The sequence below is a fragment of the Desulfosarcina variabilis str. Montpellier genome (genome assembly GCF_048565275.1).
Classification (GTDB): domain Bacteria; phylum Desulfobacterota; class Desulfobacteria; order Desulfobacterales; family Desulfosarcinaceae; genus Desulfosarcina; species Desulfosarcina variabilis.
Genome location: NZ_CP159846.1, coordinates 9,069,453 through 9,082,982 on the forward strand (window position 1 = coordinate 9,069,453; position 13,530 = coordinate 9,082,982).

The 13,530-nt window shown below is 50.0% G+C and carries 12 protein-coding genes; 2 read left to right on the forward strand and 10 right to left on the reverse strand.

All coding sequences use genetic code 11. The features are described from left to right. Positions 1–759, forward strand: a complete 759-nt coding sequence (istB, locus tag Dvar_RS40730) for an IS21-like element helper ATPase IstB (protein ID WP_419659188.1) — start codon at positions 1–3, stop codon at positions 757–759. A 251-nt stretch (positions 760–1,010) separates the two neighbouring features. Here the strand turns inward: istB and Dvar_RS40735 are convergent, their stop codons facing one another. From Dvar_RS40735 to Dvar_RS40760, 6 genes are all read right to left on the reverse strand, one after another. Next, a complete protein-coding gene (locus tag Dvar_RS40735) occupies positions 1,011–1,760 on the reverse strand; it encodes a hypothetical protein (RefSeq protein ID WP_419659189.1) in 750 nt (249 codons plus the stop codon). Between the two features lie 45 nt (positions 1,761–1,805). Continuing rightward, positions 1,806–2,567 carry a hypothetical protein gene (locus tag Dvar_RS40740; RefSeq protein WP_419659190.1) on the reverse strand — a complete coding sequence of 254 codons (762 nt, stop codon included), beginning with the start codon at positions 2,565–2,567 and terminating at the stop codon, positions 1,806–1,808. Between the two features lie 823 nt (positions 2,568–3,390). After that, positions 3,391–3,720, reverse strand: coding sequence for a hypothetical protein (locus tag Dvar_RS40745; RefSeq protein ID WP_419659191.1), 330 nt, complete (start codon positions 3,718–3,720; stop codon positions 3,391–3,393). 20 nt (positions 3,721–3,740) lie between these two features. Beyond that, complete coding sequence (locus Dvar_RS40750) at positions 3,741–4,619, reverse strand: hypothetical protein (protein ID WP_419659192.1); 879 nt, start codon at positions 4,617–4,619, stop codon at positions 3,741–3,743. A 166-nt stretch (positions 4,620–4,785) separates the two neighbouring features. After that, the gene (locus Dvar_RS40755) at positions 4,786–5,814 is read right to left on the reverse strand and encodes a hypothetical protein (RefSeq protein ID WP_419659193.1); all 1,029 of its coding nucleotides are present in this window, start codon (positions 5,812–5,814) and stop codon (positions 4,786–4,788) included. Positions 5,815–6,331: 517 nt separating this feature from the next. Continuing rightward, on the reverse strand, positions 6,332–6,952 hold the full coding sequence (locus Dvar_RS40760) for a YiiX/YebB-like N1pC/P60 family cysteine hydrolase (RefSeq protein ID WP_419659194.1): 621 nt from the start codon (positions 6,950–6,952) through the stop codon (positions 6,332–6,334). Positions 6,953–7,328: 376 nt separating this feature from the next. On the opposite strand from Dvar_RS40760, the gene Dvar_RS40765 reads away from it, so the two are divergent. Continuing rightward, complete coding sequence (locus Dvar_RS40765; RefSeq protein WP_419659195.1) at positions 7,329–7,922, forward strand: DUF2284 domain-containing protein; 594 nt, start codon at positions 7,329–7,331, stop codon at positions 7,920–7,922. 346 nt (positions 7,923–8,268) lie between these two features. On the opposite strand, the gene Dvar_RS40770 is transcribed toward Dvar_RS40765, so the two are convergent. The 4 genes from Dvar_RS40770 to lysA all read right to left on the reverse strand — a co-directional run bounded on the left by Dvar_RS40770 (position 8,269) and on the right by lysA (position 13,490). Then, on the reverse strand, positions 8,269–9,198 hold the full coding sequence (locus Dvar_RS40770) for an AraC family transcriptional regulator (RefSeq protein WP_419659196.1): 930 nt from the start codon (positions 9,196–9,198) through the stop codon (positions 8,269–8,271). Next, entirely contained in the window at positions 9,185–11,464 is a 2,280-nt protein-coding gene (locus Dvar_RS40775; protein WP_419659197.1) for a PEP/pyruvate-binding domain-containing protein, read from the reverse strand. The genes Dvar_RS40770 and Dvar_RS40775 overlap by 14 nt, the downstream gene beginning before the upstream one ends. Next, positions 11,461–11,931, reverse strand: a complete 471-nt coding sequence (locus tag Dvar_RS40780) for a pyridoxamine 5'-phosphate oxidase family protein (RefSeq protein WP_419659198.1) — start codon at positions 11,929–11,931, stop codon at positions 11,461–11,463. The genes Dvar_RS40775 and Dvar_RS40780 overlap by 4 nt, the downstream gene beginning before the upstream one ends. Before the next feature lie 320 nt (positions 11,932–12,251). Continuing rightward, complete coding sequence (lysA, locus tag Dvar_RS40785; protein ID WP_419659199.1) at positions 12,252–13,490, reverse strand: diaminopimelate decarboxylase; 1,239 nt, start codon at positions 13,488–13,490, stop codon at positions 12,252–12,254. Between the last annotated feature and the right edge of the window lie 40 nt (positions 13,491–13,530).

The window sequence follows — 13,530 nt, forward strand, 5'->3', positions numbered from 1 at the left end:
ATGATGACTCAGCAAACACTGGATAAATTATACGATATGAAACTGACCGCCATGGCCGAAGCCTTTTCTCAGCAGATGGCGCAACCGGATTTGGGGGACCTGAGCTTTGAAGACCGGTTTGCCATGCTGGTGGATCGACAGTGGACCTTCAAAGAAGACCGCCGAATGACACGACTGCTGAGGACCGCTAAACTCAAAGACGGCGCCTGTATCGAGAACATCGATTTTAAGACACCCCGGGCTTTGGATAAATCGTTGGTTTTGAGACTGACCGGCAGCGATTGGATCAAAAATGCCCAGAACGTCATCATCCTCGGTCCTACCGGGGTCGGCAAAACCTACCTGGCGTGTGCCATTGCCAACAGCGCCTGTCGTAGCGGTTATCCAGCTATGTTCAAACGGGCTCCACGATTATACCAGGAAATCGCCATTGCCAGAGCCGACGGATCTTATCCGAAGCTGATGAACAAATTGTTAAAGATCAAAGTGTTGATCATCGATGACTTTTGCATCGCATCAATGAGTGACCCGGAACGACGGGATCTGCTGGAGGTGTTGGAAGACCGCCAAGGCATATCTTCCACAATAATTGCCACCCAGGTCCCCGTCGAGAACTGGATCGAAAACATCGGCGATCCAACCCTGGCCGATGCGATTTTGGATCGTCTGGTTCACAACGCCCACAGAATAAATTTGAAAGGAGAATCCATGCGAAAAATCCGCTCGTCCTTGACGAAATCAACCAAGTCTGAAAGGTAGGAAAAAACCAGCGTCGCTTCGCTCCGATCAAGTGGTCACAATGCAGCGGAACAAGTGGTCACTTTGGAGCGGAATGCGTGGTCACTATCCTCCGGAATGACTGGTCAGTTTGAGCGGAATACGCATTTTAACTGCATATTTTAGCGATTTAGTCCGTTATATTACAAGTTACTTTGGTTCGTTCCATTGCCATTGCCATTATAGAATGTCTCGGTATTTCACCGTTATTTCATTGTTGGCAACCTCATAGCTCAGAATCGCCAGCCGACTGACCCTCCTATTTCAAGTCCTTTCGCTACTGAACTGCCGAGGGCTTCAGTATCGTATTCGAGATTCATGAAACGGTACGCTGCGAAAACGGCGAACTTCAGACTTGATGTGCCTATTGACCCCTCGAGTTGCGGCGAAAAACTAAACCCCTTCGCATCGCTCGAATGCTCTATCTCGTCACACCCGAATCGGTTCCATCCTTTTTCAAAGGACAATTGCCAGTATCCGATAGTGAGTCTTGGAGTTAGTGCATAGCGAATCTTGCCTGTTGATCGCCAGTAGCTCAAGTCCACAGCAATCTCGTGTTGCGGTTCCACCTCATTGATCTTCGTGTAGATGTAACTTCCCGAAGTTGAGGGACGAGTGTCGTTCTCATTTTGGATCTCCTCGCGTCCATCTTCGCTGACAGGTATCTTAAGAACATATGCGATACCCCAATTCCAGCCGTGCTTAATCTGTTCGTCTATTGGCCAGACATAGCCAAGAGACAGATTCAAAAAGGTGATACTGACTTCGCTCAAGTCTGTTTCACCGGGTGATCCAGTCATGAAGGTTTGGTCGTCGACATGGGTCGTATGAATCGTAAGGTCCCTTGGGAGATTTGGGTCAAGCCACAGATACGACACTCCTGCATCCGCTCTCCAGCCTGGACCGCCCTCCTCCGCCCTCACCAAAGACCCAATGCAGACCAGCACGAAAATCGCGATTATAACGGCATATCTCGATTTCATTCTGCCCCCCTTTCATTATAATTTTCCAGCATATACTGGTGTTCTTCAACGAAGTAATACCAATGCTTCCCTTTCTTCAATGCCGAAGCCTGTTGCAACCTCAGCTGTAAAATGCGGTGTTTCTATGTGCTTGACCCCTAACAGCGCTGTCACCGTTTTCTTGATCTCAGCTAATCCAGGGGTATTGCGATCGCTAACATAGATGGCTGTCTCCGGCAGATGTGGCACATTAGCATCACGAAAATAGTCTCTTACAGACTTGACCCAGTTGTCATACGGAGTCGTCATTGTCGCAAAGCCCGCCTCCTGCAAACTCTCGGAAACGTTTTGCGCCAGGGTCTTGTTCACTCTCGTGAAGACGATCTGGACGATTTTGATTTGGTCGTCTGGACATAGGCGTTTAACTCTGTCAAGCTCGTTATTCAGTCTTTCGATCTCCATCTTTGTGTTCCGATGGATATCGCCCAGATTCACGTATTGTTTCTTAAGTGCTTCAAACCGCTCTTTTTCTGCTTCGAGAGCAGCCTTCTCGTCCTTATATTTCTCTTTCCATTTGCTGTTAACCATTCCGAGTTGCGTCTTCAAGTCCTGAGCATCCTTCTGTGCCTGTTCTAATTTCACCTGTTGTTCCCTGACGTCCTTGCTAAGATGTCTTTTTTCCTCTTGCGCCTTCTGGCACTTTTTTTCCTCTTCCTCAAACTTCCTCTCAAAGCTCTCTATCTGCTCGCCCTTTAACAAAATCTGCTCGCCCTTTAACGAATCAATCTGTTCAGTGATAAAGAAGACACCTGTTCCTACGGCCATCATGAAGGTAAAGGTCGCGCTAGCCCCAGTTACGATACCCTTCCTAAATGGATCATTTAACAAATATTTAAAAATGACATTACCTCCTTGTTCCTGTATCTATGACAGCCCAACAGGAACGAGATGAGGTGGCGATGTTGTCCGCTACATGAAGGGTTAGGCGGCGCTGTGCGACGCATACCATCCATGACGAAGCGGATCGCGCCCGTTAAGCGGCGCGCAGCGCCGCTTAATTCGGTTTAGGAGCCCAATTGGGTTTTTAATCATTTGACTATCAGGAGCCTTTGGCCTGCACTTGTCATATCAAGGTTCTTTTTGTTGCCATAAGAAATATAGAATGTCGTATAGCTGTTATCCTATATGATTGCATCTTCCTTGAATCTGCGGTAGGCGCGACAATCGCTCAGATATGAATGGTGTATCCAGCTGAAGTTTAAAACGTAATAGAGCGGTAATTTAAGAACATATGAACAATAAAATCTTTTTACTATAAATTCAAGAAAATTCGATCATAATTTTGGCAGATTCCTAATAAATCCAAAACTACAAACCTACGTTATTTCGGCGCACGTTAGACGCGAATAAAAGCGTTAGCGCCATCGGGGATTTTCTATAGGTTCTGTATACCGGCTCAAGTCCAGCATGACCGGAGCAATTCCTTGAAATTATTTGGTGACGGGCCGCACTAATCGTTCAAAATGAATTAACAAACATTGAAAATACGGGCCTTTTTTATGTTCATATCGTAATTTTCGGTGCCAAAAATCGAATTATAGGCCGGTTGCTATTTGAAGATAAATTTGGACTCTTAGACATTTTGCTGTATTTAGGTTTTAATGATTTCTACTGGAAGAAGACCTTTAGGTGCTGTAGATAACAAAAGTCGCTCAAAGCGTCTCTTTTCATCTTTCTTCCATTTGACGATATTGCTTGCCTTCTTTTTTACATGGCCATCAAAAGCCGTATACTCTTCATTATTTTCACACACTATAGAAACGCCACGGTATCCCAACCTTGATTTAGGAGGCGTCGGAGCTACGCATGGTGTGAGTTGATTCCATATCGCCTCAAGTCGTTTTGATTGTTGATCTTCAACAACCCACGTTGGGTCGGGACGGCCGGAAAAAACGAAAGCACATGCTGTGCATTGTGTCATTTTTAAAAGTATCTCCTCATTTAACTGATCTTTATGTGCCCATGCTTAACAACCATAAAAGTACAAAAATCGGTATAGCCTCCTCGATCAGCATTTCTGGGGTCAGCAATCGTATTCCCGCTGTTATCCAAATTGGTAACTGCCGTGCCGCCTGGCTTGTGAGACCACCTTCCAAATACATCTTTCCTGTACCAATGGTAATCCACATTCGGCCAGATAACCAAAGCAACAAGGTGTCCTTCATTTGGACATTTATTATCAGCACTCGGACTATTGATCAATTCATCAGCAACAGCTCCTGCTTTAACCTCTGTGCAGTTCAACTCGTTATACATTGCTCCTGATGCTCGACCAGGCTGTGCGAATGTATTCGTCCGATAATTAGTAGCATAGTTATAGCAGTTATTAAAGGGTTGACGTGTTGATACATTCCACCAGTCTGGCTCGTAAATTGGAGCACATTTGCATTTTATCTTGAGAGGCGGCCAAACAATCCCGTCTCCCAAACGCCATTTATTCCAGAACTCGTGTAGTTCTTTAAGTCGGACTATCTCTCTTTTAAAGTCATCTATTGGAAATTCCTTTGGAACGCTGCCACAAACAAAGTCCTCAAAAGCCTCATCAGCCATGGCGTAGGAAATCTCACGACCAAATGCAGTACCAGAAGCCAATCGAAATGCTCCTGGTAAATCTTTTAGAGGCATTCCCAATTGCTCAACCACAAGCCCTCTATAACCGAGTGTAGGAACAGGCGGAAGACCTAATTCTTTTGTTTGAAACTTCCGCGTTGGAGCAAGTCTCGCAGAGATCTCTGCGAGCTTTTTTCCACTAAACTCTACCACAGGGTTTTCTCTTCCACTAAAGATGTCTATTGTGATACGCAGTTTTTGGCCTTTCATGATTTTTTCTCCTTTTGTTTAATTCAACCCATTACCGATCGTCTCTTCTTATATTGGTGTTTTTACATTAAAAATCGCAATATAGATAGTATTTCGATTCTACTTGTCATTAATTCGTATTTATTATTAAGTAGTTGTCTTGGCCTGTCTTGGTCCGTTGTTCTTCTCAAATCTGCAGCTTGTCGAACAGTTGCAGAGTCTTTGGACCTGAGTCCTGCTTGGCTTCATTCAATGGAGCCACAAGCTCGGCCTTTTCCTCAGAGGATAGTTTATTCCAGCCTTCCTGACTAACAAACAGCCAGTTGTAACGCGCGTTATCGTCTTTTGTCCTTGCCGCACGAGGAATTGCCAGTTTCGTTGTTCGCATGTCCCCCAAATCGAACAGGAACTCGGACGCGTAGACCCGGACGGTACGGTCTGAATCACCTGCAGCATCCAATAACAGGTTGATGTCGTTCACTGTAAGTTTAGACGAGATTGTCTCCGCTTTGGTCTTGTCGGAACGAAGCATCTGCGCCAAGGCCACACAGACTCCCAATTTCACGCGATAATTTGAAATTTCCCGGCGCAGTGTGTTCATGATGACTGGGATCTGATCGGCTGGTACTTGAGATAGTGCGTCGCGGGCACCGCGCCGAGTCGGCGTATCGTGCGCCTTCAGCGTTTCCAAAATAAGCGTTACATTGGTAGCTGACCCGTCCTTTGCGAAGGCGTAGTTGATCACCTTGATACTGTGAAGGTTCCACGCAGTTGCCGATGTTCCGATTATCATTTCACCTTCACACGCAATGGTCTTGCCCTTGTTTAGATCAAAGAGGGTGAGGATGCTTTCCGGGCCACGCCCTTCCTCGCGAAGCTCCCACTCCAGTCTTTGATAATCGCCAAAAGCCCAAGCGAAGTCACTGGTGCGCACACGAAGCTCCCGCTCTTCGAGCCTATCCTTCCACGGGAGTGAAACGGTAACAATATTGCTGTGGATCTGCTGCTTGAAAATGACAAAATCATAGTCGGCTCGTTTCGGATTGGTGGGTTTCACAACTAACCGACCAAGAATCGAATTCCTCTGACAGCTTATATCCAATGATTGGTAGGTAACGGAATCGAATCCATGAATCCTGCCCAGAAGGTACAATTTAGGCGAAGATTGCTGAAGATAGATGAACAAACCCAGCGCTACGGCGGCAACACCAGCCATGATGAGGCCTCCGATACGCACGGTCGCTTGGCCACCGAATGCAGCAAGCACAACGGCTGCACCAATGCACAGGACCAGGTTCGATTGCATTCCATTGACGGCAAAGTATGTCCTGAAAACTGTTGTCATCGACAATGAGTAGCAGCCCGACAACGATTGCAGCGAAGAAAATAATTGTTGGCTGACGAGGAAAAACGGTCTGAATTAGAGTCGGGGCGGTGTCAGATTTAGGAGTCTTATTACCTTCGGGAGTCGGATTTTCGTTTGACATAGCTTACCCTCCGTGTTGCTATCAGTCCGGTATAATGATGTTCAATGCCAGATACCGTGGCTCCGAGCGTTAACCAATCCTGATAGCCCAACGCGGATTAGACTGATTAATAGACGTTTTATTTTACTTCTATTTAGCAACCTAACGAATACTATCTTCTTTAACTCTGCAGCAGGCGCGACAATCGCACAGAAGCAAATGATGTGATTATCTTCTGAAATAACACTGCAGTTGTCTAATCCGCTTTTATTCAAGCGTCTCAATAACCACTTCGTTTTCCAGTCGATAATCTAGTTCAAGGCGAAGTTGTTTTTCCGATGAAAAGTCTTTCGGTGTATATTCATTGGATGGCTTTTCTTCTGTCAGCAATCCCATCCGCTGGTATGCTTCAGCGACCATTTCACTGCAAAATAAAGAACTTAAATCTTCCTTGTTTTCACCAAACAGCCCATCATATGCCGATTTTAAAAGCTCAATATTGCTTAGCTCGTATGGACGTCCACTGACTTCATGCCTGAAATCATTTAACGCTCTGACCATGTCATCGGCAAGCTGATCGGATAAGGGACGAACACTGATCTCGTAGCCTTTGGCAAAGCAGCGTTCCAGTCGTTCAGAGAGTTCAACCCGCTGTACGCCTTTGGTCAGTTTACCAGAATCGGCGTCAGCAATATCGTTTAGCGTTGTTGACTCCCAGCAGAAGATGGATCCCTTTGGATCCAGTTCGGATTCAAATTTATACACCAATCCAACGTGCGACCACTTACTCATCGTAAAAAACTTGATTCCTTCAGAAATACCGCTCTTTCCGGAGAATAATAAAATATCACCTGTCTTTAGTTGAGACCGCAAATCTTTGTATTTCATTGCTCTCTCCCTATTGGCTTGGGTTGCACCATGCTGGGAAATTACCGATTTAAGCGCACCCTAACCTGATGCGACAATCATGGTCTGTGATGTCTGTCACATTTTGAAAAAAAAGTATTTCAGGGAGTAAAAAAACAAAAGGATGGGAAATAACGGGCATGTTTTTATGCGTTTTGATATGATTCCCTCAAGAATCGCATAAATTCATGCCCCCCAGTTAAATGATTTTCAATACGATCCATATGATGGTAAAATAACGTCATTGAGCCATGTGAATCTCATTTAGAAAGATCATTGTCTTTTCAAATTCTCGAGGTTTCATGGTTTTTTGTGTCAGAGGCTCTCTGACATTATAGATAGTTATTGGAGATGATCAATGATCACTGTCACGGAGAAGATACGGCAGATAATGGATTGCGCATTGGAAAATGGTGCCACCCATGTCGCTGTGATTTCGCCTTATGATGTAACGGTCAAAAACCATTTTGCCGATTTTTGCAGAGAGCCTAAATGCCCCGGTTATGGGAAATCCATGAGTTGCCCGCCAAATGTTTCAGGCCCTGAGGGGTTCAGGAGAAAACTTGCAGCCAGTCAATATGCCATTGTCATCCGACTGGAAGTGGATAAAGCTTCAATGATGGGCAGGGAGCGGCATGACGTTTTTCGGATATTGCAGAAAATTGCAGCGGTAACGGAACAAAAGGCAAAATCTTTGGGTTTTACCGGTTCCGAAGGATTTGCGGCCGGGTCATGCAAGCTCAGCTTTTGTAAAAAATATGACCATTGCCAAGTGCTGCACGGAAACGGCGAATGTCGTCATCCAGACAGCGCCCGTCCCTCCATGTCCGGCTTCGGGGTTGATGTGGGAAAGCTGATGAAGTCCGTGGGATGGAGTTCGACTTTTCTTAAAAACGCCGATCAGCAGGAAGATCAGATGACTTGGGTGGCCGCGCTGGTAACGCTTAGATGACAATGACAGATATGAACTTGCTTTTTGACTTCTAAAGTATAGGAAAATATTAGAAGCTTTATCATCAGGCTCAATTCTTCCTCCAATATCGATCCGGAAGAAGAACACGCCGCTACCCTGGATCATTTATTGGGTGCGGTGGGCGAGTGAATGATGGGCACCTTGGCCACGGTGCTGGCCAAAAACAAAATCCGTACATTTCAGGACCGCTTTATGGCTAAGGGCGTGGGTTGCACATTTACAACCCACGCCCTTATTCTTTTGAGGATGTTGCGCCCTCACAGGATTATTAATAAAAACCGAAAGGATTCCTCCCGACCTTCAGCCTCAACAACTATCAACCTATTTATCCTAACTTCAGCGGGATGCAAATATCAAAAATCCATTTGCCTTCGGGATCATCGGCAGCATTGTTGTAATAGCGCTCGTAGCATGGCTTGTCCCCGCATTCGTATCCGCTGTTGACCAGCCAGGTGAAGGCATCGTCCCACGCCTGCTTGAAACTGTCGGACTGAATTTCGAAATGACACACGCCGTACGCCCCGCCTTTTATTGTCTGCATGGCGATCTGTCCTTCGGGGACCGCATTTTGGGGAACGCTCACACAGGCGTCCACCCGGCATTTATCAGGATCCGTAACATCCGGATTATCCCAGTAGACACCCAGTAGCACGCCGGATGCCATAAACCCCTTCGGCCCTGCCCACTGGGCCAGTTCCATGAATGCCTGCTCGCATGTTTCCTTGCCGTAAGGTCCCAGCTTGCGGACATAGGCGACATTGTACTCGGGTAATTCTTTGACTTCTGCCTTCATGATAGTTCTCCTTTCACTGGTTAATGGGTTGATGAACACAGTGTCAGGATCATACAAGGCTGCCAGCGAGGGTGCGTTTTCTCCATTGCGGTATTTGTTTCCAATCTTGCTTTTTCGAAATTGGGAGGGGGTCATGTCAAACCGCTGCCGGAATGCTTTGGCAAAATTTTGAGAACTTGAAAATCCGCATGCCATGGCAATCGTGGTAATATTCTCACTTTCATTTGCCAGCAAACGGTTCGCGGCCATCTCGATGCGCAACCGCCGCGTGAACACGGCAACGGTTTCACCTACCACCACCTTGAAAATCCGGTGAAAATGAAACTTGGAAAATGAAGCAGCCGTTGCAATCTCCTCCAGTGAGAGATCACGATCCAGATTCCGGCTGATATAGTTCATCGCCTGGCAAATCCGCTTTCTGTAGTCCATGGCGGTTTGCCGCATAAGGTTACTTGTTTCCATCGCTTGTGCGCATCCCGTCAATGGTGACAATGCCCAGATAGCCGTCCACGGTGAGATGATCCCCGGTTTGGATCAAATTCGTGGCGTCGGCAGCGCCAGTAACGCAGGGCAGACCGTACTCGCGGGCAATGATCGCGCCGTGCACCAGCATCCCGCCCCGGCGTTCGACAATGGCCGCAGCCAGGGGCACCACGAAGGTCATGTTGGGGTCGATGGCATCGCAGACGAGAATTTCACCGGCCTTGAATTGGAAGAGATCATCTGCGGCCGCAATCACCCGGGCCGACCCCACAGCCAGGCCCTGTCCGGCGGGCTGGCCGATAATCTGGCGGGCGCGCAGGGAAAAGTCGCCGTCCACGGTGGCGATTGCCCGGGGCGCCAGATCCGGCCGCGCCTGATGTTCGACAGGTTCGTCAACAGTCTTTTGCCGGGCAATGGATTGGACAGGCGCCTGCGGATCGGACAGGATGCCCAGCACCTGCTCCGGCGTGAGTGCGGATGTGTCCATGTCGTTGCGGGCCGCAATGCGCCGCTTGCCTTCATCGACAGCCTTGATCAACTGGGCTTCGATACGGGCCAAAACAATGTTGTCATCGTCGCGCAACCGGTAGCTGGAACGGCCGATCTCCAGAATTTCACGGGCGAACGCCTGGCGGTCCGTCGGAAAACGGGAGATGAAATCGGCGGTCAGGTCGCTGATGTTGCCCCTGTCTGCCGCCTCCGGCGGTTGGGGCTGGGCGGCCATCTCCAGCAGCAAACGAATCAACCCCTCCCGATCCTTGAAAAAGCGCACGGCCTTGAAGGTCAGGTCACCATAACGCGTCAGAAAATCATCCAGCCGGGCATTGAAGGCCGGGTCCAGATCCGCTGATTGTCCGGATTCCAGCTGATCACGCAGATCCGGATGGCTTCTGATGTGGCGGGCCAAGGCCTGCAGATCGCGGTTGCGATCGAGACCGGTCATGCGGGTCTCGCCCAGCAGCGCGGTGAAGGCATATGGATCCTCGGGCTTGACCATATCGTTGTACACCTGTCCGAACAGGCGCGCCCCATGGGCAAAGGGAATGAAGTCGCGCCAGTAAACATCCACCCAGTGCTGATGAATGTGCATGCGCGCGTCAATGGCCTCGGCCAATGCCGTATCGGACAGTGATCCAGGATCGCAGCGGGCCAATGTGTCGGCCTCGGCAGCCATGCGCGGCAGCAGATCCCCTTCAATGCGCTGATGCAGAATTTTCAGATTGGCAAAACTGCGTTTGAGGCTCAGATACCATGGCCGTTTGTCATCTACCGACCAGGGGGCAGGCCCTCCGGCATCTTCCCGGATGGTTGTAATCGGCCGGCTCTGAAGCAGAAACAAGGCGCCGTTTTGAAACGTCCACTCCACATCCTGAGGCCGCCCGAAGATTTTCTCAAGGGTGGCGGCCAGATGGAATACCTCAGCCAGCGCCGGCTCATCAAGGGGCGGATGGGTCTTCTCTGCGGGGTCAAGGGGGACGCTTGCCACACCGCCGGAGACTTCGCGCACGGCCGATTCCCTGTTGGCCGGGCTGTGGCTCAGCACACGTCCGGTCCGGCGGTCCATGGTCCAGCGGTCCGGCGTGATGGTTCCGTCCACCAGCCCCTGGTTGAGGCCGTAAACCGATTCCACGATCGAATGGTCTGCGCCATCAGGGCTTGCAGAGAAAGCCACCCCCGAACGATCGCCGGCCACCAGCACCTGAACGAGCACCGCCATGCTGCTCGTTTGCATGTCCATGCCCAGTTCCCGACGATACAACAAGGCCCCATCAGACCAAAGGGAGGCCCACACCATGCGGATATGGGTCATGATATCGTCCAGGCCTTTTACGTTGACGTAGCTGTCGTGCAGGCCGGCAAAAGAGGTGCCGGCACGGTCTTCCTGGGGTGAGGAGGATCTGACGACCACAGGGCGAGGGCCTACCCGATCCGCCAGCACCGGAAGCAGTTTTTCCATGATCGGATCGGGAATCGCGGTATTCAGAAACAGGTTGCGTATGCGCAGTGCCATGTCCCAGATCTCTTCCCAGCGCATTTTTTCCAGGGGCAGACGCCCCAGTTCCATGGCAATGCGGGTGTCCAGCCCGGTCGTGCGCACGAATTTTTCGTAGACAGCGGTAGTAACACACAGCCCATCAGGGACCCTGATCCCTTCTCGCATTAGCCGGGCCAGCGTCAGCGCCTTGCCGCCCACCAGCCGTTTGTGGCCGGTTTCGATACGGTCGAGGGCCAGGGTGGCGATCATGGGGACACAATCCGATCTTTGCCGATGTCCAGGATGGCCACCTCCTGAAAGTGAGCCACCACATCGTAGCGACTGACGCGGATCTCGACCATGGCCGTATTGGGTGCGTTGGCAAAACCGGTCATCTGGGATTGCTTGGCCAGGTATATTCCGCGGGCCTGGTCCAATTGGTCGGCATCGACTTCCGCCGCCGTGCCGGAAACGGTTACCGCTATGGACTGACGGATATCAGTGGTCTGATTGGTGCTGTTGTGCACCAGCAGTGAAACAATCGGATTGTCTTTGATATTGTTGAACTTGCGCGTCGCCCGGGGCGTACACAGGTAAATGCTTTTCAGGTTGTCGGCAGCCGCGAAGGCCACCAGGCTGGTGTGAAGGTGCTCGCCGGTACGAGTGGCCAGCACGGCAAAGTACTGCCGGCCGAACAGTGTGGTAATATCAGCCTTGAGGGTGGTAATATCCTTCAATGGGTTACCTCTATCTGAATCTTGTTAGTGCCCATCCAGAAACGGCGCCTTTCACCCGATTCCGGCGTTGGGCAACAAATTCAAATCCTCAAAATATTACTAATATTCCTCCGGTTTGAATTTGTTGGCCGCCTTGGACTCGGGCAAAATTCACCATTTCCGGACGGACACTTGTTAGAAAATCGGCATCAAATTACTGATAATTTCTCAACTAATAGGGGCTAACAGCTAATTGCTAAAAGCTAACCGCTCACCTTGGGGCCTTATCACCGTCGGTTGTCGGGTATCGCTGCGCTCAACCCGACCTACAATAGCTACTTTCAAGTTTCAAGGGCGATCAGGTCCTGGTACGTTTCACGCCGACGCGCCAGAATGGTCTTATCGCCATCCACGATCACCTCGGCAGCCCGCAGCCGGGAATTGTACTGGGACGACATGGTGAACCCATACGCTCCGGCGGAAAAAACAGCCAACAGTTCTCCGGGCTGTACGGTAGGCAACATGCGGTCCTGGGCCAGAAAATCGCCGCTTTCACAGATCGGTCCCACCACGTCCATGCTCAGTTTTTCGCGTCCCTTGGGAATGACTTCACCGATGCGATGAAACGCCTGGTACAGGGAGGGGCGTACCAGATCGTTCATCCCCGCATCCACAATCACAAAATGTTTGGCCGGCGTCTTTTTGGTGTAGATGACCCTTGTGACCAAAATACCGGCATTGCCGGCAATGGCACGCCCGGGCTCGAGAATCACCGTTAGCTGTCGGCCGGCCAGGGTATCCATAATGGCCCGTCCCAGATCCTCGGGCAGCGGCGGGGATTCTTCGTTATAGGTGATTCCCAGCCCCCCGCCCAGATCCAGGTAGCGGATATCAATGCCCGACGACTTCAACTGATCGGCAAAATCAAGCAGCTTTTCCAGGGCCTCTGCAAAAGGCGAGATCTGGGTAAGCTGGGAGCCGATGTGGCAATCCAGCCCCACCGGGTCCAGGGCCGGGTGGTGCTTGGCCATCGAATAGACGCCGGTGGCTTCCAGCATGTCCAGACCGAACTTGTTTTTCTTGAGTCCGGTTGAAATATACGGGTGGGTTTTGGGGTCCACGTCCGGATTGATGCGAATGCTGACACGCGCCACGGTATTCATCTGCCCGGCAATGGCACCGATGCGCTCCAGTTCCTGAGTGGATTCCACATTGAACATGAGAATATCGGCATCTAACGCTTCCTTGATTTCGTGATCCTGCTTGCCCACACCGGAAAAAACAATTTTTTGGGGATCAACCCCAGCGGCCAGGGCCCGGTACAGCTCGCCACCGGATACAATATCCATGCCGGCGCCATAGCCTCCCAACAACCGCAGCAGGCCGACATTGCTGTTGGCCTTGACCGAAAAGCAGGTCAGATGGTCCACTCCGGTCAATGCTTTGTCAAAGGCCCGATAATGACGTTTAAGGGTTTTTGTGGAATAGATGTACAGTGGCGTGCCATACTTTTCGGCCAGTTCACTGACACGGACGTCTTCTGCCCAAAGCTCACCGTTGCGGCATTCGAAATAGTTCATTTTTCCCTCCCGTGGTTGAAGGAATAATAACACCGATATT

Coding starts and splice junctions, on each gene's coding strand:
- Dvar_RS40740 (WP_419659190.1), bottom strand. CDS start 2,567: ATGATGGCCGTAGGAACAGGTGTCTTCTTTATCACTGAACAGATTGAT.
- Dvar_RS40745 (WP_419659191.1), bottom strand. CDS start 3,720: ATGACACAATGCACAGCATGTGCTTTCGTTTTTTCCGGCCGTCCCGAC.
- Dvar_RS40765 (WP_419659195.1), top strand. CDS start 7,329: ATGATCACTGTCACGGAGAAGATACGGCAGATAATGGATTGCGCATTG.
- istB (WP_419659188.1), top strand. CDS start 1: ATGATGACTCAGCAAACACTGGATAAATTATACGATATGAAACTGACC.
- Dvar_RS40760 (WP_419659194.1), bottom strand. CDS start 6,952: ATGAAATACAAAGATTTGCGGTCTCAACTAAAGACAGGTGATATTTTA.
- Dvar_RS40750 (WP_419659192.1), bottom strand. CDS start 4,619: ATGAAAGGCCAAAAACTGCGTATCACAATAGACATCTTTAGTGGAAGA.
- Dvar_RS40770 (WP_419659196.1), bottom strand. CDS start 9,198: ATGGAAACAAGTAACCTTATGCGGCAAACCGCCATGGACTACAGAAAG.
- lysA (WP_419659199.1), bottom strand. CDS start 13,490: ATGAACTATTTCGAATGCCGCAACGGTGAGCTTTGGGCAGAAGACGTC.
- Dvar_RS40735 (WP_419659189.1), bottom strand. CDS start 1,760: ATGAAATCGAGATATGCCGTTATAATCGCGATTTTCGTGCTGGTCTGC.
- Dvar_RS40775 (WP_419659197.1), bottom strand. CDS start 11,464: ATGATCGCCACCCTGGCCCTCGACCGTATCGAAACCGGCCACAAACGG.
- Dvar_RS40755 (WP_419659193.1), bottom strand. CDS start 5,814: ATGGCTGGTGTTGCCGCCGTAGCGCTGGGTTTGTTCATCTATCTTCAG.